We start from the raw sequence: 21,060 nt of genomic DNA, 5'->3' as shown, positions 1-21,060 counted from the left end.
CAGTGGTCGCAAGGAAGTCGTCGGAGACGCTGATGGTGACCTAGGAGGCCAACCGCCATGAGGTGGCGGCCCAGGTGCGAAGGCTGGCTCAGAGGTATTCGTTCTCAGCTCAGAAGATGGACGACCTGGAGAGGCCGATGTTTCCGCCTCCGTCGGGGCGACCGTGGCGGACCGTAAGTGTCGTGGGGGCGAGGAGACGAGGCAGCAGGGCGACCGTTGAGGCGCCGGTGATCGACTGAGTAGCCGGAAAACGGACAAAGGGAATCGGATGCGTACCAGCAGTGCAATGGTCGTCCGTCGTGGAACCGCCATTTTCGCAACGGTCACATTGTTGTTGGTAGGAGCCGGCCCCGCTTATGCGGATCCTGTTCGCTCCAAGCAGTGGCACTTGGACATGATGTGGGCAGAGCAGATGTGGGGGATCAGTACGGGTGAGGACATCACCGTTGCTGTCATCGATTCGGGAGTGGACGCATCCGTCCCCGACCTGCAGGGACGTGTTCTCCAGGGAAAGGATCTAGCGGCAGACTCGCCGGGGGATGAAACCACGGACTACGACAATCACGGGACCGGGATGGCAGCTCTAATTGCCGGGACCGGCAGTGTGAGTGGCGGTGGTGGTTCCTTCGGTCTGGCCCCCGGATCAAAAATTCTCCCCATTCGTGTGCGAGATGACGCAGGCAAGGTGAACGGGGCCACTGGTGGTGAAAACTTCAACGACGACGTTTCGGTAGCGATCCGTTATGCCGTGGATGAGGGAGCCAAGGTAATTAACATCTCCATGGGTAACCAGACAGGTTCGCGGCGTCTCAGTGACGCTGTGAGTTACGCGCTGGACAGTGGTTCCCTCGTTTTCGCAGCCATGGGAAACACCGGTGATCAAGGAAATGTCCTGGAATATCCGGCGGGTACTCCTGGCGTCGTCGGCGTGGGGGCGGTCGGAAGAAATCTGCAGAGGGCGAAGTCTTCTCAGTACGGACAACAGGTCGATCTTGCCGCACCGGGCGTAGACATGGTGTACGCCTGCAGCGGGGGGACTCAGTTGTGCAAGGGAAGCGGCACCAGCGCAGCGACCGCCATCGCCTCGGCGTCCGCCGCCCTCATCTGGTCGAAGCACCCCGACTGGACCAACAACCAGGTATTGCGCGTCATGCTCAACACTGCTGGCGGCCCGATCAGCGGTGACGAGCGCACGGACTATATCGGTTACGGCATCGTCCGTCCCCGCATCGCTCTGAAGACCCCGGGTGACCCTGGCCCCCCTGACGTGTACCCCCTCCCCGACCTCACCGCAGCCGCGTCTCCGACGCCGTCTGCCGAGCCGTCGAAGGCCGCCCGCGGAGCGGAGGCGTCGGGCGAGAGCGAGCGGCCGAGCGCCGCGTCCTCTGCGGCGGCTGACGACGAGAGTGGCGGCGCCGGTCTCTGGATCGGGCTGGGCATCGGTGCGGCCGTGCTCGCCGGTGCCGTGGTGGCGGTCGCGGTGGTTCGTTCCCGTCGCCGGAACGCGGTGGACCCGGCAGCTTTCCCGTATCAGCCTCCCTACGCGACCCAGCAGTCACAGCCGCAGTATCCGCCGTACGCTCCACCGGCGACGGGCCCCTCCGCCGGCCCCGGAGCCAACCCGCCCTACGGCGGCCCGCCGAATCAGGGCGGCTCCGGCGGGTGACCGGCGAGCCCGGGTCTCCTGGTGCGCGCGGGCACTGCCTGTCGCCCTCGGGGCCCGAGCCCGGCTCACTGTTCTGACCGAGTGCTCAGTTGCGCCCTGCCGCCCGTCATCCGGTATTCCGCGCCTCGTGTCGTCCGCGTCAGGTGAGCCGAGCGTTCTCCTCGGTGAGAGCAGGATGGTGGCGGGGGCAGGACGGCGCGTGCGGCACCCCGCTCCGAGCCTCAGACGCGGGCACGGGCCCGGGCGCGGGCGCGGGCGTGTGGCGTCTACCGGGAGGAATCCTCAGGGAGGACGCGGAGCGTGGGCTCCGTGGTGTGATGCTGGCGTCATGAATAGTCACCGCGAGGTCGCCATCGCCCGCTGGCCAGGCCAGACCCCTCCGATCGAGAACGGGTTGGCCGCGTTGCTGGCGGCCTACCATCTGCAGACAGAGGCCGAGAAGGGCGTACCGGTTGCCGGTGTCGACGGTTTGCCGGGCCGCTACCGGGCGGAGATCGCCGACCCGCGGACCGCATTCGCCGGTGCGTCGTGCTGGTAGCTCTCGTGGGCGACGCTGCCGTCGGCTGTCTGGTGGTGACCGCCCCGATCGAGGGGCAGTCGGAGATCAAGAGGCTCTGGACGGACCCCGAGTCCCGGGGGCGCGGCATCGCCTCCGAACTGCTCGGCGCCGCGCTTGCTCATGCTGTGAAGAATGGTGTGGACACCGTCCGGCTCTCGGTGTGGGAGTGGCGGACCGGAGTCATCGCCCTGTACGAACGGCTCGGATTCACCGTCACCGAGTCATGGGACGACAGGGGCCAACTGGTGTGCATGCAACGCGCCGCATGAGCAGTCACGGGCAGGTGCTGATGGCCGCGCCAACGCCGGTCTGCGCCCCTGAACCGACACGTCCGGCCGGCTGCGGGCGGAGCCATGGGCGGACCACCGCGGCGGTGAAGGTTTCCCGGAGGGCGGAGGCACCTCCCGGTCTCCTCGGCAGAGCGGATCACTATCGACTGCCCGCCGGGGAGGGAGATCCCCTTCCTTCCGAATGGACTGACAAGTGCGCCCTCCCTGGGGCTCCTCGGAGGAAACTGAGCGGCTAGCGTAGGCGTCACTGAAAGCGGAGTCGATGGCTTCGGTGGGTATCCGGGAATGAGTACGGGGGAATTCGTGACGTTCGACGCGGAATGGGCGGCTCTTCGGGCGGAGTCCACGCAGCGGGTGGACATGAGGCTCAACAGCATCCCGGCGGAGGGTGGTGGCAGTAGTGGGCCGGTCAACGCCGATCTGGCTGTCAATCAGGACAACCTGGGTGCCATCGGGCATGACGCCTACGCGCTGCGCACCCGCCTGTCGAAGGACGGGGACCATGCCCGGCCCGCAACGTTCGACGCGGCCATCGCGTTGACGAACGGCAATTTCTCGAGCGGTTCGGCCCTGCTCAAGGTGCACGATCGCTGGAACACGCACATGAAGACGTTGCTCGACGCCTGTGCGCAGATCTCGAACCACCTGGATTACAGCAAGGCGGCGCATGCGAAGGATGACGTGCAGATCGGTGGCGATCTGCTGTCCGTCTCCAAGCTCAACGAGTATCTGAAGTAGTTTCCGGGGGAGTGCTGGAATGCTGACGTACGAGGACATAGTCGACGCCCCGGTGGCGAAGCTGAAGACGGCGGCCGACGACTGGGCAACCATGGTCAAGAACCTGGACCAGCTCGCCGACGACGCCAATGACGGTATGAAGGTCAAGGCGGACAAGGCGGAGTGGGAGGGCGCCAACGCGGGCGTCACCCGAGGGTTCATCGGCAAGACGGCCAAGGAGTTCAAGGACGCCGCCGCCGAGGCCAAGGGTGTCCAGCAGATCCTGGAGGAAGCCCACACGGCCATCAAGAAGGCCAAGGACGACCTGATCGACATCCGGGACCACGAAGGTCCGGCGGCCGGTATCCATGTGGACGCCAAAGGCAAGGTCACCGCGCTGCACCCGGTGGAGGACATTCCCGCGGCCCAGCGCCGCCATGACCCCGACTATCCGGAGATCGCGCGCCAGCAGCGGGAGAACATCGCGGCCTGGCAGAAGAAGATCGATCAGATCGTCGAGACCTGCGGTGACACGGACGTCTCCTTCAAGAACTCCCTCGAGGCCAACGTCACCGAGGGCAACGACTTCAGTGCGCCGAAGTACACGAAGATGGACCAGGAGGAGGCCGCCCGGGCCGCTGCCCTGGCCGCCAAGGGCCGCGACATCTCGCACACCGAACTCCAGGCGCTCAACGAGCTGTTGAAGGACAACGGCAAGTCGCCGGAGTTCGCGAAGAACTTCTACGAGAAGCTCGGCCCGGAGAAGTCCCTGGCCTTCTTCGGCCAGCTCTCCACCGACACGTACGTCTACCCCAAGGTCGACAAAGAGCGACTCAAGGATGTTCAGGCGCTGCAGAAAAACCTAGGACTGAACCTCGCCACCGCGTCGCACGACAAGGCGTTCGCCGCCGAGTGGGGCCCTGAGCTGCGCAAGCTCGGCACGGAACGGATTTCGCTGGCCAAGTACGACACCGGCGGGCCTTATGGCTATCAGCTGCTCGGCGGGATCATGCGGTACGGGAACTACGACGCGAAGTTCCTGAACCCCATCGCCGAGCATGTGGCGCAGCTGCACCAGAAGGACCCGTACATGTTCGCCGGCAACAGGGTGGCGAACAGCTCGTTCAAGAACCCGTTCAACCCCTCGGGCGTCAACGGCTCCGGCTACGACCCCACCGTCTCCATGCTGGAAGCCCTCGGCAACAGCCCGGACGCGGCCAAGCGCTTCTTCGCCGACCCGCCGACCGCGTACAACGAGGACGGCACGGTCGACAAGAGTGGCGTGGCCGACCTTGGGAAGGGCGAGGGCGGGCTTGCGGTCAAAAACTATCTTGACTTTTTCGGAAACGAGAAGTGGGAGTCTTTCAGGGACATCGATCAATCCGACGAGGCCCAGCGGGAATCGTCGCTCGGCTACATGCCAGATGCCCTGGGCCACGCACTTGAGGCGGCGACGCTTGGCTATCCGGCCGGTCACCCAGATGCAAGCGTGGTGCGGGGCGCCGAGAACGCTGAGGTAATGAAACAGGTCATGGAGAAGTACGGCGCGGACGCCGGGCTCCTCAAGAAGCAAGAGGCGATGGCGGACAGCCTCGGCACGATGGGGGCCGGTTATATCGGCGACATCAACTGGTCACTGGACAAGAACAGTGCGGACAGCGTCTTCGCGCCGGGAAGGGACCCGGACGGCCACCTCGACTTCTCCGATGCTCAAGGCAGTCACGGTCGCGACATCGCAAGGAAGTTCCTCAGCGTTTTGGGACAGCACCCGGATGCGTACGCCACGCTGTCCACCGCTGAGCAGGTGTATACGGCAAGTGCGCTCGAGGCCCAGGTGGGCCCGGACGGGGACCCCGATCCCGGGGGCGCCAGGTCGGTGGTGTTCCGTGGTGCCGAGGTGCATGGAATGCTCGACCAGTCCAGGGCCGACCAAGTCGAGGCCGATCACATGAAGACCCACGAGGACTACGAAAAGGCCGTGGCAAAGCGGGCGGGGTGGGTGGAGTTCGGGGCCACGGTCGGTGTCGCGGCTGGTGTGGCGTTCCTGCCCGCGACCGCTGCAGTGGGCACGGCAGCGGTGCTAGTTACCTTGGCGACCGACACAGCCACCGGGGCGGCGGAGCAGGTCATCAGCCAGGTCGTCGGCGATTTCTCGGATAAGTCGGTGGAAAAGAGCAAGGAAAAGGCCGAGGATCTCACTGTAACGGAATGGAACGATATATATCGGTCCGGTGAGGCCATGGCTGAAGCTCCGATGGATGGCTTCCTCGAAAGACATGCATCCGGAGAGGAAAACAAAGAATTTCGTCAAGAAATGACCGAGTCCCTGGCGCTCGGTTACCTGCAAGGCAATGGTCGTGAGAACCAACAGGGCGGTGCCCCTGAAACCGGTTGATGCAGATGGGGAAGGGGTGCGGGATGACTGCCGTGGGGTGTGTGCGGATGAGGCGATTGCTTGCGTGTGCCGGTTTGGTGATGCTCTTGAGTGCTGGAGGTGTGGCGTGCGCTTCGGAGGATAAAGCGGAGGAGGCGCATGAGGCGTACGTTGGGGCGGAAGAGGTGTGTGACGGCTTGTTTGCCGGACCACTGGCGAAGATGGTCGAAGAAGTGACGGGCCACAAGCTGTTTGCCTGGAGCAGTCGGAAGGGCATGGAGGAAGTGGTGAATGCGCTCAAGGAGGGGTATGCGTCAGGGCGTAGCTGGGCCGACGGGGCTGACCTTTGTCGATTGGTTCCGCAGGGGGCAAGGCCGACGGATCCGGCGGGCGGAGTGAAGTTCTCGATGTATGCCCCCCATGACGTGGGTGATTTCAACCTACCGGCAGGATCAGAGCTTTACACCATGGGTAAGCAGTCCGAAGTCGGGCGAAGTGGGGCCTCCCTGTATTTCGAGTGCGTAACTCCGCAGTTGAAGGGTTCCCGAGAGCGCCCGTTGCGGATTCTGGGCTCTTTCGGGAGAGGGAAGAGCAGCGCACCGGCCACACGTGCATACCGCGACACCAACCTGAGGATATTGCACGCCGTTTCGCTCGAGCTGGTGAAGGAGCTCGACTGCGAGAAAAATGGCGGCCTGCCCGAGACGCCCGTCCTCGCGCCGAAGTAGCCACACCGTCGACTTGCACGCAACGGCCGCCCCTGCATGCCGGGGGCGGCCGTTGCCGCTCAGTTCTCTCGCTGAGGCCGCCTGGGTGACCGGGGATTGGTCCAGGCCGTGACCGGAACCGGTGTAACGCGAGTTGCAGTCGAGCCCCTGAACCACTCGGGCACACGGCCAGGTGTGTCGTTCCTTCTGCCAGTCACCGTACGGGCCCGGTGCCGTGCCGCTCAAGGTCGGCGACCGGCCTGCAACACGACTGCCATACGGCGTTCACCACCAGCCACTTCGCCATGGCGCTCTCCGGTCAGTGGGCCGACCGACGTGGGCCGCTCGCTCCGCTCGCCACCGGGATCGGGGCGTTCGGGGCCGGGCTGCTGGTCTCCGGTACGGCGGGCGGCATGGTGATGTTCATCCTCGGCCGGGCCGTCCAGGGCATCGGCGGCGGCCTCGTGATCGTGGCGCTGTACGTCGTCATCAGCCGGGCCTACCCGGAGCGCATCAGGCCCTCGATCATGGCCGCGTTCTCGGCGGCCTGGATCGTCCCGTCCATCGTCGGACGGCTCGCCGCCCGGAACGGTGACCGAGCACCTCGGGTGAGGCTCAGGGGTCGGTCGCACAGCTCGTGAACGCGGGCCTGTCGTGTCGCTGTGACGGGCGCTCCCCGGCTCTTCGGGCTCGCCCGGAACTGCGGCAACCAACGCCATTCGACGCCGGACGGGCGGCAGTGCGGTGATTGGTCGTTTTCGCGCGCGTTGGTGTCCGACTCCGGTGGGTCGAGAGCCGAGCTCGTGAAGATGTTCCCCCTCCTTCCGAATGGCCCGATAAGTGCTCCCCACCTGCGGCTCCCCGGAGGAAACCGAACAGCTAGCGTGGGTGTCATTGAGAGCGGAGTCGATGGCTCGGCGGTATCCGGGAATGAGTACGGGGGAATTCGTGACGTTCGACGCGGAATGGGCGGCTCTTCGGGCGGAGTCCACGCAGCGGGTCGACATGCGGCTCAACAGCATCCCGGCTGAGGGTGGCGGCAGCGCGGGGCCGGCCAACGCCGATCTGGCTGTCAATCAGGACAACCTGGGTGCCATCGGGCATGACGCCTACGCGCTGCGCACCCGCCTGTCGAAGGACGGGGACCATGCCCGGCCCTCCACCTTCGACGCGGCCATCGCTCTCACGAACGGCAACTTCTCCAGCGGGTCCGCACTGCTCAAGGTGCACGACCGCTGGAACACGCACATGAAGACGTTGCTCGACGCCTGTGCGCAGATCTCGAACCACCTGGATTACAGCAAGGCGGCGCACGCGAAGGACGACGTGCAGATCGGTGGCGATCTGCTGTCCGTCTCCAAGCTCAACGAGTACCTGAAGTAGTTTCCGGGGGAGCGCAGTAATGCTGACGTACGAGGACATAGTCGACGCCCCGGTGGCGAAGCTGAAGACGGCGGCCGACGACTGGGCAACCATGGTCAAGAACCTGGACCAGCTCGCCGACGACGCCAATGACGGTATGAAGGTCAAGGCGGACAAGGCGGAGTGGGAGGGCGCCAACGCGGGCGTCACCCGAGGGTTCATCGGGAAGACGGCCAAGGAGTTCAAGGACGCCGCCGCCGAGGCCAAGGGTGTCCAGCAGATCCTGGAGGAAGCCCACACGGCCATCAAGAAGGCCAAGGACGACCTGATCGACATCCGGGACCACGAAGGTCCGGCGGCCGGTATCCATGTGGACGCCAAAGGCAAGGTCACCGCGCTGCACCCGGTGGAGGACATTCCCGCGGCCCAGCGCCGCCACGACCCCGACTATCCGGAGATCGCGCGCCAGCAGCGGGAGAACATCGCGGCCTGGCAGAAGAAGATCGACCAGATCGTCGAGACCTGCGGTGACACGGACGTCTCCTTCAAGAACTCCCTCGAGGCCAACGTCACCGAGGGCAACGACTTCAGTGCGCCGAAGTACACGAAGATGGACCAGGAGGAGGCCGCCCGGGCCGCTGCCCTGGCCGCCAAGGGCCGCGACATCACGCACACGGAACTCCAAGCGCTCAACGAGCTGTTGAAGGACAACGGCAAGTCGCCGGAGTTCGCGAAGAACTTCTACGAGAAGCTCGGCCCGGAGAAGTCGCTGGCGTTCTTCGGCCAGCTCTCCACGGACACGTACGACTACGGCAAGCTCGACAAGGAGCGTCTGAAGGACGTCCAGGACCTCCAGAAGAACCTGGGTCTCAACCTGGCCACCGCGTCACACGACAAGGCGTTCGCCGCTGAGTGGGGCCCTGAGCTGCGCAAGCTCGGCACCGAACGGATCCCGCTGGCCAAGTACGACACCGGCGGGCCCTACGGCTACCAGCTGCTCGGCGGAATCATGCGGTACGGGAACTACGACGCGAAGTTCCTGAACCCCATCGCCGAGCACGTGGCGCAGCTGCACCAGAAGGACCCGTACATGTTCGCCGACAACAAGATGGTGAACAGCTCGTTCAAGAACCCGTTCAACCCCTCGGGCGTCAACGGCTCCGGCTACGACCCGACCGTCTCCATGCTGGAAGCCCTCGGCAACAGCCCGGACGCCGCGAAGCACTTCTTCGCCGACCCGCCGACCGCCTACAACGAGGACGGCACGGTCAACACGGGTGCGAAGGCAGACCTCGGCAAGAGCAAGGACGGCGAGAAGGTCGGGAACTACCTCGACTTCTTCGGGGACGAGAAGTGGGAGAACTGGGGCGATGTCGACTCGCTCGACGAGAAGGAACTCAAGGCGTCGCTCGACTACATGCCGGACGCCCTCGGGCACGCCCTGGAGGCGGCGACCCTCGGTTATCCGGTCGGCCATCCCGACGCGGGTGTGGTGCGGGACGCCGACAACGCCGCCGTGATGCAGCAGGTCATGGAGAAGTACGGGGCGGACGCGGGGCTCCTCAAGAAGCAGGAGGCCATGGCGGACAGCCTCGGCACCATGGGCGCCGGCTACATCGACGACATCAACTGGGCTCTGGACAAGAACGAGCCGAACAGCCCGTTCGCGCCGGGGAAGAATCCGGAAGGTCACCTGGACTTCGCCGACACCGAGGACAAGAACGGCAGGAGCGTTGCCCGGGGCTTCCTCAGCACCCTCGGTCAGCACCCGGATGCGTACGCGACGGTCTCGACGGCGGAACAGGTCTACACCCGAAGCGTGCTCGAAGGCCAGGTGGGACCCGACGGGAAGATCGACACCGGAGCGGCCAGGAACACCGTCCACGTCGGCGCCGAGGTCCAGGGCATGCTCGACCAGTCCCGGGCCGACCAGGTGGAGGCGACGAACCTCAAGACCCACGAGGACTACGAGAAGGCGGTGGCCAAGCGGTCGGGCTGGATCGAGTTCGGGGCCGCGGCAGGGGTGGCGGCAGGCGTCGCCTTCCTGCCCGCGACGGCGGCCGTGGGCACGGCGGCGGTACTCATCCCGCTGGCGACGGACACCGCCAGCGGCGCTCTGGAACAGGTCATCGGACAAGTGGTCGGTGACATCTCCGACAACTCGGTGGACGAGCACAAGGAGAAGGTGGAAGAACTCACCCGGGAGGAGAAGACCAAGGTCTACTCCGCGGGTGAAAGCATGGCCGAATCGCCCATGGAGGAGTTCATGCGGCAGAACGGCGTGACGTCGGACAGCGACTTCGGGCAGGACCTGAAGGAATCCATGAGGGTCGGATACTCGACCGGCAACCAGCGTGAGAACCAGCAGGGCAACGATCCGGAAACCGGCTGAGGCCGTGGACGGCCGATGACACAGAAGGATGCTGATGGTGATCAGTCGTAGAGGCATGCGGGGCGGACTCCTCGGTGCTGCCGTGGCCGGTTCGCTGGTCTTCGGGGCCGCCGGCTGCTCGGACGACGAGAAGGACTACGCGGCGGAGGCCCGGAAGCAGTCCGTTCCCGCCACGGAACTATGCGGCGGACACGCGGTGTCCGCCGCTGCGGGCCAGGGGCTGGAAACGATCACCGGCTCGCCGAGGTTCGAGGCATCGGGTGAGGAGTACACGGTCGCCCGAGCCGCTCAGGAGCTGAGTGACACGTTCACGTCCTCCGCCACCGGGCACGGGGACGTCTGTCGGATCTACCCCCCGGTTGGGACAGCGGGCGGCGAGCTCCGGATTACCTGGCACCTGTCCCCCGAGACCCCGGGTGACGCCCCAGCTGCCAAGTACACCGTGCTGAAGATGGGCGAGAGGGCGGGCGCCGCGCCGGATGGCGCGTTCGTCGACTTCGCATGTCGGGGTGGGGATCTGTCCGGTTCCTCGCCGGCTCACATCAACATCGCCGTCGAGCCCGGCGGGATGCCCGAGGAACCCGAAGACGACATCGAGGAGCTGAAGAACGCCTACGCCACGGTCGCCCACTCCTTCTCCCTGGCCATGGCGAAGGAACTCGGCTGTGAGGGCGACGGAGGGCTCCAGGCTCGGCCGTCCCTGGATCCCGCCGGGACCCGGTGACGAACACCTGAAACGCACACTCGGGCCGCCGAGAGCCGCGTCATTTCGTGCACGCGGGGCTGCAACTCCACCGCTCAACTACGACGCTTTACACGGCCGAACGCGTGCTCGCACGGCAACGGCCGCCCCCGCACCATGGGGGCGGCCGTTGCCGCTCAGGTCTTCCACCGGGGCCGTCTGAGGGCTGTCCCGGGACCGATGGAGGCCGTGACCGGATTCGAACCGGTGTAACTCGAGTTGCAGTCGAGCCCCTGAACCACTCGGGCACACGGCCAGGTGTGTCGTTCCCTCTGTCAGTGACCGTACGGGCCCGGCGCCGCGCCGCTCAAGGGCGGCGGGGGTCCCGCAATACGACTGCCATACGGCGTTCACGCGCGGGGCCGGGGCCGGGTTCGCGGACCTACGACCAAGGCCCCACCCGGTCTCCCTCCACCGACAGGGCCCACCTGCCGTTTCGGCCCTTACTCTGGGGTCCATGAGTGTCCTGGAACCGCGTGACGCCGAGGTCACGGCCCCTCTCGAAGACAGCGCAGCCGATATCCCGCCCGCCGAGGGTGTGCTGGGACGTACGTACCGGGCGCTCAGCATCGGCATCGTCTCCGTCGTGCTGCTGATCGCCTTCGAGGCGACCGCCGTCGGTACGGCGATGCCCGTGGCGGCCCGTGAACTGCACGGCATCCCGCTTTACGCGTTCGCCTTCTCCGCGTACTTCACCACCAGCCTCTTCGCCATGGTGCTGTCCGGGCAGTGGGCCGACCGGCGCGGGCCGCTCGCTCCGCTCGCCACCGGGATCGGGGCGTTCGGGGCCGGGCTGCTGGTCTCCGGTACGGCGGGCAGCATGGTGATGTTCATCCTCGGCCGGGCCGTCCAGGGCATCGGCGGCGGCCTCGTGATCGTGGCGCTGTACGTCGTCATCAGCCGGGCCTACCCGGAGCGCATCAGGCCCTCGATCATGGCCGCGTTCTCGGCGGCCTGGATCGTCCCGTCCATCGTCGGACCGCTCGCCGCCGGGACGGTGACCGAGCACCTCGGGTGGCGCTGGGTCTTCGTCGGCATCCCGGCGCTCATCCTCCTGCCGCTCGGCCTCGCCCTGCCCGCGATCCGGCGGATGGCGGCCGGGCCGGCCGACGCGGTGGCGGGGGAGAAGCCGTACGACCGGCGGCGCATCAGGCTGGCCCTGGGCATCTCGCTGGGCGCGGGACTGCTGCAGTACGCCGGGCAGGAGCTGCGCTGGCTCTCGCTGCTGCCCGCCCTGGCCGGTACGGCCCTTCTCGTACCGGCCGTGCTCGGCCTGATGCCCCCGGGGACGGTACGGGCCGCGCGGGGGCTGCCCGCGGTCATCCTGCTGCGCGGGATCTCGGCCGGTTCGTTCATCGCGGCCGAGTCGTTCGTTCCGCTGATGCTGGTGACCCAGCGGGGGCTGTCGCCCACGATGGCGGGGTTCTCGCTCGCCGCGGGTGGTGTGACGTGGGCGCTCGGTTCGTACGTGCTCGCCCGGCCGCGCCTGGAGCCGCACCGCGAGTCCCTCATGGTGGCGGGCATGGTGCTGGTGGCCGTGTCGATCGCAGCCGCCCCCGCCGTGCTGATCGAGGCGGTACCCGTGTGGACACTGGCCGTCGTGTGGGGCGTCGGCTGCTTCGGCATGGGCATGGTGCTCGCTTCGACGAGCGTGCTGCTGCTGAAACTGTCCGCGCCTGAGGAAGCGGGCGGCAACTCCGCGGCCCTCCAGATCTCGGACGGTCTGGCCAACGTCCTGCTGCTCACCGGTGGCGGCGCGGCGTTCGCCGCGCTCGGCGGGGGCGAGGTGGGCGCGGCCGTGCACGGGGCGGTGGGCAGTGGAACAGCCGGCGCGCATCCGGGGGCGTTCGCGGCGGTGTTCCTGCCGATGGCGGCGGTGGCCCTGGTGGGCGTGTGGGTGGCGACAAGAGTGCGGACCGCGTAGCGGGATCTTCGGCGAGCGGGCCTGCTCCGGATCTGGGCACGGCGGCGTCCCGCCCGCAGTCCCCGGCGGCGTCCCGCCCGCAGTCCCCGGCGGCAGCTCTCCCGCAGTCTCCGGCGATCAACCATCCGCTCCTCGACGGCGGACCGGAGGACTGCCCGGCCGTCGCGCGTGAGCTTCCCGGCGATGAGCGGGGCGGACCCGCGCCCGGCCACCGGCCCGGCGAAAGGCCTGGTCATCGCGGTGGAGGCCGGAGAGACGGACGAGGTGGAAGCCGCTGTGCAGGGGCTTCGCGCACCGGTGGCCGACCCGGTGTGACGGCTGTCGCAATCGGGTGGGCCGGGCAGTGGTGCGAGACGTCTCCGCCCCACCCGCCGGTAGGGTGGCCCGGTTGTCGTATCGCGTACGGGCCGGTTCCGGCCGGTACGGACAGCCGACCACGTACCCGAGTGCCCCGAACCGGAGACCGTGACTACTACCGCCTCCCACCACCTCTCACCCGCCTTTCCCGGCCGCGCCCCCTGGGGTACGGCCGGGAAGCTGCGCGCCTGGCAGCAGGGTGCCATGGAGAAGTACGTCCAGGAGCAGCCGCGTGACTTCCTCGCCGTCGCGACGCCCGGCGCGGGGAAGACCACCTTCGCGCTGACCCTCGCCTCATGGCTGCTGCACCACCACGTGGTGCAGCAGATCACCGTCGTGGCGCCCACCGAGCACCTGAAGAAGCAGTGGGCGGAAGCGGCGGCCCGCATAGGCATCAAGCTGGACCCGGACTACAGCGCCGGGCCCGTGAGCAAGGAGTACCACGGAGTCGCGATCACCTACGCGGGTGTCGGTGTCCGCCCGATGCTGCACCGCAACCGGTGCGAGCAGCGCAAGACGCTCGTGATCCTCGACGAGATCCACCACGCCGGGGACTCGAAGTCCTGGGGAGAGGCGTGCCAGGAGGCGTTCGACCCGGCGACCCGGCGGCTCGCCCTCACCGGCACGCCGTTCCGGTCGGACACCAACCCGATCCCCTTCGTGGCGTACGAGGAGGGCAACGACGGCATCCGGCGCTCCTCGGCCGACTACACGTACGGCTACGGCAGCGCCCTCGCCGACGGCGTCGTCCGCCCCGTGATCTTCCTCAGTTACAGCGGCAACATGCGCTGGCGTACCAAGGCCGGGGACGAGATCGCCGCACGGCTCGGTGAGCCGATGACCAAGGACGCCATCGGGCAGGCCTGGCGCACCGCGCTCTCGCCCACCGGCGACTGGATCCCCAACGTCCTGACAGCAGCCGACAAGCGGCTGACCGAGGTGCGCAAGGGCATCCCGGACGCGGGCGGTCTGGTCATCGCCACGGACCAGGAGTCGGCCCGTGAGTACGCCAAACTCCTCAAGAAGATCACCGGCGACCGGCCCGCCGTCGTTCTCTCCGACGAGAAGGCCGCGTCGAAGAAGATCGACCAGTTCAGCCAGGACGGTTCACGCTGGATGGTCGCGGTCAGGATGGTGTCCGAGGGCGTCGACGTACCGCGTCTCGCGGTCGGCGTGTACGCCACCACCATCTCCACGCCGCTCTTCTTCGCGCAGGCGGTCGGCCGTTTCGTCCGGTCGCGGCGGCGCGGCGAGACCGCCTCGGTCTTCCTGCCGACCATCCCGATGCTGCTGGACTTCGCGAACGAGATGGAGGTCGAGCGCGACCACGTGCTCGACAAGCCCAAGAAGGGGAGCGACGAGGAGAACCCCTTCGCGGAGGAGGACCAGCTCCTCGCGGACGCGGAGAAGCTGGAGGACGAGGAGACCGAGGAACAGCTGCCCTTCGAGGCGCTGGAGTCCGACGCGGTCTTCGACCGGGTGCTGTACGACGGTGCCGAGTTCGGTATGCAGGCGCACCCGGGCAGCGAGGAGGAGCAGGACTACCTGGGGATCCCGGGGCTGCTCGAACCCGACCAGGTACAGCTGCTGCTCCAGAAGCGCCAGACCCGGCAGATCGCGCACAGCCGCCAGAAGCCGGCTTCGGAGGCCGACCTCCTGGAGAAGCCGGCCGAGGGCAGACCCGTGGTCACCCACAAGCAGCTGCTGGGGCTGCGCAAGCAGCTCAACACGATGGTGTCGGCGTACACCCATCAGAGCGGTAAGCCGCACGGGGTGATCCACACCGAGTTGCGGCGGGTGTGCGGCGGGCCGCCGAGCGCGGAGGCGACGGCCGGCCAGATCCAGGACCGGATCAAGAAGGTGCAGGAGTGGGCCACCCGGATGCGGTGAGCGGGTCCCGCTGAGGCGGAACGCGGGCCCGGTACGGCGAAGTAGGCGCCGTACCGGGCCCGTTCGGCCCTTCCGGCCGGGTCCGTCCAGTGCTCCCCGAGCGGGGGCGCGTAGGCGCTCGCGGGGGCGTGCGGTGCCTGCTGGGGCAGAAGTTTCTGCAACAATTATTCACACTCGGTTAACAATCGTTCACGTCGATGAACGGAGCGTCGCGACTGCGTCACCCGACATGAACGCGCGTAGATGTTCGCGTTCCGGACGGTTTCGCGTTGACCGGCGGTTATGCCGACCCGTTACACGGGCGGACCGGATTCTGGACGAGGTCTTCCGCTGAGCGGACCCGCTCGCTAATGTCCCGGAAACATGAACGCGCCGTGGCGATGTTGCCGCGGAGCACAGCCGGTGCCATGGCCAGTCGGCGGCCTCTCGGTGCGTCGTCGACGGGACCGGCGTCGGCACTGCCGGAGAGAGAACCGCCCCGCTCACCAACGAGGGAGAGGGCGTCGTGACCGCGGAGACTTCGCAGACGCTCGACCGGGGACTGCGTGTCCTCAAACTGCTCGCCGATACCGATCACGGCCTGACCGTCACCGAGTTGTCGAACAAACTCGGCGTCAACCGCACCGTGGTCTACCGACTGCTCGCCACCCTGGAACAGCACGCCCTCGTCCGGCGCGACCTGGGCGGCCGGGCCAGGGTCGGCCTGGGGGTGCTGCGCCTCGGCCGTCAGGTGCACCCGCTCGTCAGGGAGGCGGCACTGCCCGCGCTGCGTTCCCTGGCCGAGGACATAGGGGCCACCGCCCACCTCACGCTGGTCGACGGGGCCGACGCGCTCGCGGTCGCCGTCGTCGAACCGACCTGGACCGACTACCACGTGGCCTACCGGGCCGGCTTCCGGCACGCGCTCGACAGGGGTGCCGCGGGCCGGGCCATCCTCACCGCACGGCAGAAGACGGTCACCGACCACCCGGGCTACACCCTCACCCACGGCGAGCTCGAAGCCGGCGCCTGCGGGGCGGCTGCGCCCTTGGTCGGGGTGTCCGGCGTGGAGGGCAGCGTGGGTGTGGTGATGCTCGCGGACGCCGTGCCGGAGCGGGTGGGGCCCCGGGTGCTGGACGCGGCCCGCGAGGTCGCGGACGCGCTGCGGTAGCCCCCGCCCCACCACGGCGTGGCGGGGAAGCGGGCGGGCGGGGGACGCCCTCACGCAGGCCCCGGCCCCCGAGGCCCCGGGCTCCCGGTCCGCCGGTCCCGGGCCCCAGGCCCCCGCACCGGTGGGACGGGGACCGGTCGGTGGCGGATAGATTGGGCGGGTGGTCACTCGTCTCTCGCGCCCCCGCGTCCTCGCCCTCTGCGCGCTGCCCGTCCTCGCGCTGTTCGGTACGGCCGCCTTCGCTCCGCTGCCCTTCACGCTGGCGCAGCCCGGGACGACCGCGAACGTCCTGGGGGACGACAAGGGCAGGCAGGTCATCACGATCGACGGCACGCCGACCCGTGCCACCGACGGCAAGCTGCTGATGACGACCATCCTCGCGACCGGCCCGAACGCCGATGTCGGGATCGGGGACGTGGTCGACGGCTGGTTCAGGACGGACCGCGCGGTCCTGCCGCGTGACTCGGTGTACCCGACGGGCGGCTCCGAGAAGGAGATCGAGAAGCACAACCTCCAGGACATGAAGGAGTCGCAGAACGTCGCCGTCGACGCGGCCCTGAACTATCTCGGCAAAGCCCCCGGTTCGGTGGACATCACGCTGCACCTCGCCGACGTCGGCGGCCCCAGCGCCGGACTCTTCTTCTCGCTGGGCATCATCGACAAGCTGGCCGGTGACGGTTCCGGCGGTGATCTGACCGGGGGCCGCACGGTCGCCGGTACGGGGACGATCGCGGCCGACGGCACCGTCGGGGCCGTCGGCGGGGTCTCCCTGAAGACGCAGGCGGCCCGGCGTGACGGGGCGACCGTGTTCCTGGTGCCCAGGGCCGAGTGCAAGGAGGCCCGGGCGGAGAAGCCGGCGGGCCTGCGGCTGATCCCCGTCACGACACTGAAGAGCGCCGTGTCCTCGCTGCGCGCTCTGGAGCAGGGTGGGAAGACCCCGAGCTGCTGAGCGGGTCCTCCGGTCCGTGCCGCTCCGGCTGGTCCTTCTCGATGGTGCGCCAGGCCGGGAACACCAGGGGGCTCAGCGTCGCCAGGAAGTACACCCCGCCCATCACCAGCAGCGCGCCCCTCGCCCCGACGCCCTCCACCAGCAGGCCCGCCGCGAGCCCGCCCACGGGCATGGCGAGCTCGCAGCCCGCGGTGAGCGCCCCGGAGACACGGCTGCGCAGTGCTTCGGGGACGCGTTCGTACGTCACCGTCGTCAGGATCGGGTTGAGCATGCCGCCCGCCACACCGCTGAGCGCCATCGTGACGGCGAGCGGCAGGGTCGTGCCCGTCACCGCCGCGACCAGGAATCTGGGCGCGCCGCACAGCACGACGCACACGGTGAACACCGCGCGCCGGGAGAAGCGGTGCCCCACGGCCCCGTACAGCAGCGCGCCGGTCAGCCCGCCCGCCCCGAACACGGCGGTGAGCAGCCCCAGATCGGTGGCCCCGCCGAGCTCTCCCTCGGCGTGCACGGGCAGCAGGACGGCGTTCCAGCCCTGGTCGGTGCCGTTCATGAGCATGACCATGAGGACCACGCAGAGCAGCAGCCGGTGGCCCAGCACGTAGGCGTATCCCTCGCGGAGTTCGGTGCGGTAGGTGCCCGGCGACACGGGAGTCGCGGCCCTGGCGGGCTCGGCGGCGCGTACCCCCCGGACGCCCGCTGCGACGAGCAGCGCGGACACGGCGAACGTGGCCGCGTCCAGCAGCAGGACGGTCTCGGCGCCGAGAGTGGCGATGAGCACGCCGGCCAGGGCCGCGCCGACCATGCGGGCGCCCCGCGAGACGGCGTCGAAGAGGCTGGCGGCACGGGCGAGGGTGGTGCCGGCATGCGCGGCCAGGTCGGGTACGAGGACGTAGCGGGCCGTGCTGCCGGGAGTGTGGACCAGCCCGTTCAGGGCCATCAGGGCGCACAGCATCCAGAAGTCGAGCACACCCGCGTGGTGCAGGAGCGGGACGGCGGCGACGGCCGCGCCGCACACCGTGTCGGAGGCGACGGCCACCCGGCGCCGGCCGATCCGGTCGATGACCGGACCGCCGGTCAGTGCGGCGACGACGACGGGCAGCGTCGCGCAGAAGGCGACGACACCGGCCCGCCCCGCGCTGCCCGTCGTCTCCAGGACGAACCACGGCACACCGATGAGGGTGAGCGAAGTACCCGCCGTGGATATGGAGTTGGCGGCCAGGACGGCGACGAGCGGAACGCGGCTCCTCGCCGCTGTCCCCCCGTCCATCGTCAGGCCGTCCGCGCGGAGCCGACGGGAGCCGGGCGGGACTGGACCAGACGCAGTCCGAGGTCGACCATCAGCCAGCCGGCCCGTTGGCGCAGTGCGGGACGCCGCGGCCGCAACCGGGCGGCCTCCCCCATGAGTTCGGCGGCGCGGTGGGTGTGCAGCGTGTAGTGGATGTCGCCGTGCATGGCGGTGGTCCCCTCAGTCGGTCGGGCGCGGGAACATGTGCAGGTGGGTACGGACGACGCCGGACCCCTCGGCGTCCTCGGGCACACGGCCCCGGTAGCTGTTCACCAACTCGTGCACCCGGTCCGCGAGCTCCAGGGCGAGTTCCGGGGTGAGGCGCAGCTTGAAGTCGCTGATGTCCATCGCGCGCTGCCATTCCTCGGGCCACTCGTGCATGGTGCCGAGCCAGGTGTTCAGTTCCTGGGCGTGGGTGGTCGCGACCTCGTGGAGCACCACCCCTATGGCGCCCCGCACCTCCGGGTCCGCGTGATGGGTGAAGGCGACCGCGGGCCCGAAGACAGTCCCGGTGTGAGCGGCCTTCCACCACCGCTCGCGCCCTTTGCCGCGCTCCGGATCGTCCTCGACGAAGCCGTACGCCGCGAGCTGGCGCAGGTGGTAGCTGGTGGCCCCGCTGGACTCGCCCAGACGGTCGGCGAGCCCGGAGGCGGTGGCGGGGCCGAACTCCCGGAGGGCGTTCAGCAGCCGCATACGCAGGGGGTGCGCGAGGCCGCGCAAGGTGCGGGCGTCGACCTGGTGCATCGCGGGGTCGTCGGCGTACGGGGAAGGGCGGCGCTCGGGCTCGTTCGGCGGCATGGAGCAACCGTAAAGTTGCAAAGACTACTTTGCAACGCTTTTTTGCAGCGAACCCTTTGCATGTCTGCCGGACGCCTGTGCGGGGTCGGTCCCGCCCGCTCGGTCTGCCCTGCCCCGACCTCGGTCAGCCGGCGTCCTCCGCCGCTTGTTCCACGAGCGGGATGACGCGCAGCGGTACGGGGTTCTCCATCACGATCGCCGTGGAGGCCCGCATGATCCCCTCGAAGCCGACGACGCGGTCGATCACCCGCTGAAGATCCGCGTTGGAGCGTGCCACCAGCCGGCAGAGCATGTCACCGTGCCCGGTCGTGGTGTGCAGTTCCAGGACCTCGGGCACCCCGCGCAGATGGGCCCGCACGTCCGCCCCCTGCCCCTGCTTGATCTCCAGGGTGGCGAAAGCGGTGACGGGGTAGCCGAGGGCCGCCGGGTCGACGTCCGGGCCGAAGCCGCGGATGACGCCGTTCGACTGCAGGCGGTCCAGTCGCGCCTGCACGGTCCCGCGTGCCACGCCGAGCCGCCGGGACGCCTCCAGGACACCGATACGGGGCTCGCGGGCCAGCAGCACGATGAGCCGGCCGTCCAGATGATCGATCGCCATGACACGTCTCCCGGTGGTCATCCTGTACAGATAGCCCGCCCATCATGGCTATCCGCTGGGCACTCTGACCACCGATCGCGCGAACTGTTGCGCACCTTGCGAAGCGACGAGACTCTTCCCGTATGACTGAGACTCTGCACAGTGCCCCCGACACCGCCCGGCAGGCCGATCCCTTCCCGGTCAAGGGTATGGACGCGGTGGTCTTCGCCGTGGGCAACGCCAAGCAGGCGGCGCACTACTACTCGACCGCCTTCGGCATGAAGCTCGTCGCCTACTCCGGACCGGAGAACGGCAGCCGCGAGACCGCGAGTTACGTCCTGACGAACGGTTCGGCCCGCTTCGTCCTGACCTCCGTCATCAAGCCGTCCACCGAGTGGGGCACGTTCCTCTCCGATCACGTGCACGCCCACGGCGACGGCGTGGTCGACCTCGCCATCGAGGTCCCGGACGCCCGCGCGGCGTACGCGTACGCGGTCGAGCACGGCGCGAAGGGCATCACCGAGCCGTACGAGGTCGGGGACGAGCACGGCACGGTCGTCCTGGCCGCCATCGCCACGTACGGGAAGACCCGCCACACGCTGGTCGAGCGCGGCGGCTACGACGGCCCGTACCTGCCCGGCTACCAGGCCGCCGACCCCCTCGTGGAACCGGCCGCCAAGCGCACCTTCCAGGCCGTCGACCACTGCGTCGGCAACGTCGAGCTCGGCCGGATGAACGAGTGGGTGGCCTTCTACAACAAGGTCATGGGCTTCACCAACATGAAGGAGTTCGTGGGCGACGACATCGCCACCGAGTACTCCGCCCTCATGTCGAAGGTCGTCGCCGACGGCACCCTGAAGGTGAAATTCCCGATCAACGAGCCGGCGATCGCGAAGAAGAAGTCGCAGATCGACGAGTACCTCGAGTTCTACGGCGGCGCGGGCGTCCAGCACATCGCGCTCGCCACCAACGACATCGTCGCCTCCGTGAAGGCGATGCGGGCGGCCGGCGTGCAGTTCCTCGACACCCCGGACTCGTACTACGACACGCTCGGCGAGTGGGCGGGCGAGACCCGCGTGCCCGTGGAGACCCTGCGCGAGCTGAAGATCCTCGTCGACCGTGACGAGGACGGCTACCTGCTGCAGATCTTCACCAAGCCGGTCCAGGACCGGCCGACGGTCTTCTTTGAGATGATCGAGCGGCACGGCTCGATGGGCTTCGGGAAGGGCAACTTCAAGGCCCTGTTCGAGGCGATCGAGCGCGAGCAGGAGAAGCGCGGCAACCTGTAGGACCCCGCGGCGCACGGAACGGGCCCTGC

General features: G+C 68.3%; 17 protein-coding genes, 1 tRNA gene and 2 pseudogenes. 15 read left to right on the top strand and 5 right to left on the bottom strand.

The annotated features are described in order from the left end of the window. Nucleotides 1–268: 268 nt before the first annotated feature. From mycP to ACH4VO_RS05870, 9 genes and pseudogenes are all read left to right on the top strand, one after another. Nucleotides 269–1,666 (top strand): type VII secretion-associated serine protease mycosin, encoded by a 1,398-nt coding sequence (gene mycP / locus ACH4VO_RS05910; RefSeq protein WP_360995668.1) that lies wholly within the window; start codon nucleotides 269–271, stop codon nucleotides 1,664–1,666. Nucleotides 1,667–1,994: 328 nt separating this feature from the next. Beyond that, a pseudogene (locus ACH4VO_RS05905) lies at nucleotides 1,995–2,494 on the top strand (GNAT family N-acetyltransferase). 324 nt (nucleotides 2,495–2,818) lie between these two features. Next, nucleotides 2,819–3,253: a hypothetical protein gene (locus ACH4VO_RS05900; protein WP_398440873.1), complete on the top strand. Its 435-nt coding sequence runs from the start codon at nucleotides 2,819–2,821 to the stop codon at nucleotides 3,251–3,253. 19 nt (nucleotides 3,254–3,272) lie between these two features. After that, nucleotides 3,273–5,627, top strand: a complete 2,355-nt coding sequence (locus tag ACH4VO_RS05895; RefSeq protein WP_398440872.1) for a hypothetical protein — start codon at nucleotides 3,273–3,275, stop codon at nucleotides 5,625–5,627. 23 nt (nucleotides 5,628–5,650) lie between these two features. Further along, complete coding sequence (locus ACH4VO_RS05890; protein ID WP_360998288.1) at nucleotides 5,651–6,334, top strand: hypothetical protein; 684 nt, start codon at nucleotides 5,651–5,653, stop codon at nucleotides 6,332–6,334. Nucleotides 6,335–6,597: 263 nt separating this feature from the next. Further along, nucleotides 6,598–6,922, top strand: a pseudogene (locus ACH4VO_RS05885) (MFS transporter); the annotation flags it as partial. 339 nt (nucleotides 6,923–7,261) lie between these two features. Beyond that, entirely contained in the window at nucleotides 7,262–7,696 is a 435-nt protein-coding gene (locus ACH4VO_RS05880) for a hypothetical protein (RefSeq protein WP_360998292.1), read from the top strand. Between the two features lie 19 nt (nucleotides 7,697–7,715). Then, nucleotides 7,716–10,067, top strand: coding sequence for a hypothetical protein (locus ACH4VO_RS05875; RefSeq protein WP_398440871.1), 2,352 nt, complete (start codon nucleotides 7,716–7,718; stop codon nucleotides 10,065–10,067). Between the two features lie 34 nt (nucleotides 10,068–10,101). Continuing rightward, nucleotides 10,102–10,791, top strand: a complete 690-nt coding sequence (locus ACH4VO_RS05870) for a hypothetical protein (protein ID WP_360987417.1) — start codon at nucleotides 10,102–10,104, stop codon at nucleotides 10,789–10,791. Nucleotides 10,792–10,990: 199 nt separating this feature from the next. Here the strand turns inward: ACH4VO_RS05870 and ACH4VO_RS05865 are convergent. Further along, nucleotides 10,991–11,065 (bottom strand) — tRNA-Cys (locus ACH4VO_RS05865). Nucleotides 11,066–11,266: 201 nt separating this feature from the next. Between ACH4VO_RS05865 and ACH4VO_RS05860 the strand changes: the two genes are divergently transcribed. The 5 genes from ACH4VO_RS05860 to ACH4VO_RS05840 all read left to right on the top strand — a co-directional run bounded on the left by ACH4VO_RS05860 (nucleotide 11,267) and on the right by ACH4VO_RS05840 (nucleotide 17,079). Then, nucleotides 11,267–12,733 carry an MFS transporter gene (locus ACH4VO_RS05860; RefSeq protein ID WP_360987419.1) on the top strand — a complete coding sequence of 489 codons (1,467 nt, stop codon included), beginning with the start codon at nucleotides 11,267–11,269 and terminating at the stop codon, nucleotides 12,731–12,733. Between the two features lie 183 nt (nucleotides 12,734–12,916). Next, on the top strand, nucleotides 12,917–13,048 hold the full coding sequence (locus ACH4VO_RS05855; protein WP_360987421.1) for a hypothetical protein: 132 nt from the start codon (nucleotides 12,917–12,919) through the stop codon (nucleotides 13,046–13,048). A gap of 150 nt (nucleotides 13,049–13,198) precedes the next feature. After that, nucleotides 13,199–14,980: a DEAD/DEAH box helicase gene (locus tag ACH4VO_RS05850; protein WP_360987423.1), complete on the top strand. Its 1,782-nt coding sequence runs from the start codon at nucleotides 13,199–13,201 to the stop codon at nucleotides 14,978–14,980. A 505-nt stretch (nucleotides 14,981–15,485) separates the two neighbouring features. Then, nucleotides 15,486–16,130 (top strand): helix-turn-helix domain-containing protein, encoded by a 645-nt coding sequence (locus ACH4VO_RS05845; RefSeq protein ID WP_358675352.1) that lies wholly within the window; start codon nucleotides 15,486–15,488, stop codon nucleotides 16,128–16,130. A 160-nt stretch (nucleotides 16,131–16,290) separates the two neighbouring features. Beyond that, the gene (locus ACH4VO_RS05840; protein WP_360987425.1) at nucleotides 16,291–17,079 is read left to right on the top strand and encodes a S16 family serine protease; all 789 of its coding nucleotides are present in this window, start codon (nucleotides 16,291–16,293) and stop codon (nucleotides 17,077–17,079) included. Here the strand turns inward: ACH4VO_RS05840 and ACH4VO_RS05835 are convergent. The 4 genes from ACH4VO_RS05835 to ACH4VO_RS05820 all read right to left on the bottom strand — a co-directional run bounded on the left by ACH4VO_RS05835 (nucleotide 17,009) and on the right by ACH4VO_RS05820 (nucleotide 19,763). Next, nucleotides 17,009–18,349, bottom strand: coding sequence for an MFS transporter (locus ACH4VO_RS05835; protein WP_360987427.1), 1,341 nt, complete (start codon nucleotides 18,347–18,349; stop codon nucleotides 17,009–17,011). The two genes, ACH4VO_RS05840 and ACH4VO_RS05835, sit on opposite strands and share 71 nt — an antisense overlap. Nucleotides 18,350–18,351: 2 nt before the next feature. Then, nucleotides 18,352–18,534, bottom strand: a complete 183-nt coding sequence (locus ACH4VO_RS05830) for a hypothetical protein (protein ID WP_360987429.1) — start codon at nucleotides 18,532–18,534, stop codon at nucleotides 18,352–18,354. A 13-nt stretch (nucleotides 18,535–18,547) separates the two neighbouring features. Then, nucleotides 18,548–19,165, bottom strand: a complete 618-nt coding sequence (locus ACH4VO_RS05825; RefSeq protein WP_360987431.1) for a winged helix-turn-helix domain-containing protein — start codon at nucleotides 19,163–19,165, stop codon at nucleotides 18,548–18,550. 124 nt (nucleotides 19,166–19,289) lie between these two features. Beyond that, entirely contained in the window at nucleotides 19,290–19,763 is a 474-nt protein-coding gene (locus ACH4VO_RS05820) for an Lrp/AsnC family transcriptional regulator (RefSeq protein WP_360987433.1), read from the bottom strand. A gap of 122 nt (nucleotides 19,764–19,885) precedes the next feature. Between ACH4VO_RS05820 and hppD the strand changes: the two genes are divergently transcribed. Continuing rightward, nucleotides 19,886–21,031: a 4-hydroxyphenylpyruvate dioxygenase gene (gene hppD / locus ACH4VO_RS05815; protein ID WP_360987435.1), complete on the top strand. Its 1,146-nt coding sequence runs from the start codon at nucleotides 19,886–19,888 to the stop codon at nucleotides 21,029–21,031. Nucleotides 21,032–21,060 lie beyond the last annotated feature (29 nt).

This window comes from Streptomyces sp. NPDC020780 (assembly GCF_044334475.1).
Lineage (GTDB): Bacteria > Actinomycetota > Actinomycetes > Streptomycetales > Streptomycetaceae > Streptomyces.
The sequence above is the reverse complement of the archived record's forward strand: the minus strand, read 5'-3'. Positions and strand labels throughout refer to the sequence as shown.

Bases quoted from the DNA above. Each gene is read 5' to 3' on its own strand.
- mycP (WP_360995668.1), top strand. From the start codon at position 269: ATGCGTACCAGCAGTGCAATGGTCGTCCGTCGTGGAACCGCCATTTTC.
- ACH4VO_RS05895 (WP_398440872.1), top strand. From the start codon at position 3,273: ATGCTGACGTACGAGGACATAGTCGACGCCCCGGTGGCGAAGCTGAAG.
- ACH4VO_RS05890 (WP_360998288.1), top strand. From the start codon at position 5,651: ATGACTGCCGTGGGGTGTGTGCGGATGAGGCGATTGCTTGCGTGTGCC.
- ACH4VO_RS05875 (WP_398440871.1), top strand. From the start codon at position 7,716: ATGCTGACGTACGAGGACATAGTCGACGCCCCGGTGGCGAAGCTGAAG.
- ACH4VO_RS05870 (WP_360987417.1), top strand. From the start codon at position 10,102: ATGGTGATCAGTCGTAGAGGCATGCGGGGCGGACTCCTCGGTGCTGCC.
- ACH4VO_RS05860 (WP_360987419.1), top strand. From the start codon at position 11,267: ATGAGTGTCCTGGAACCGCGTGACGCCGAGGTCACGGCCCCTCTCGAA.
- ACH4VO_RS05855 (WP_360987421.1), top strand. From the start codon at position 12,917: ATGAGCGGGGCGGACCCGCGCCCGGCCACCGGCCCGGCGAAAGGCCTG.
- ACH4VO_RS05835 (WP_360987427.1), bottom strand. From the start codon at position 18,349: ATGGACGGGGGGACAGCGGCGAGGAGCCGCGTTCCGCTCGTCGCCGTC.
- ACH4VO_RS05830 (WP_360987429.1), bottom strand. From the start codon at position 18,534: ATGCACGGCGACATCCACTACACGCTGCACACCCACCGCGCCGCCGAA.
- ACH4VO_RS05825 (WP_360987431.1), bottom strand. From the start codon at position 19,165: ATGCCGCCGAACGAGCCCGAGCGCCGCCCTTCCCCGTACGCCGACGAC.
- ACH4VO_RS05820 (WP_360987433.1), bottom strand. From the start codon at position 19,763: ATGGCGATCGATCATCTGGACGGCCGGCTCATCGTGCTGCTGGCCCGC.
- hppD (WP_360987435.1), top strand. From the start codon at position 19,886: ATGACTGAGACTCTGCACAGTGCCCCCGACACCGCCCGGCAGGCCGAT.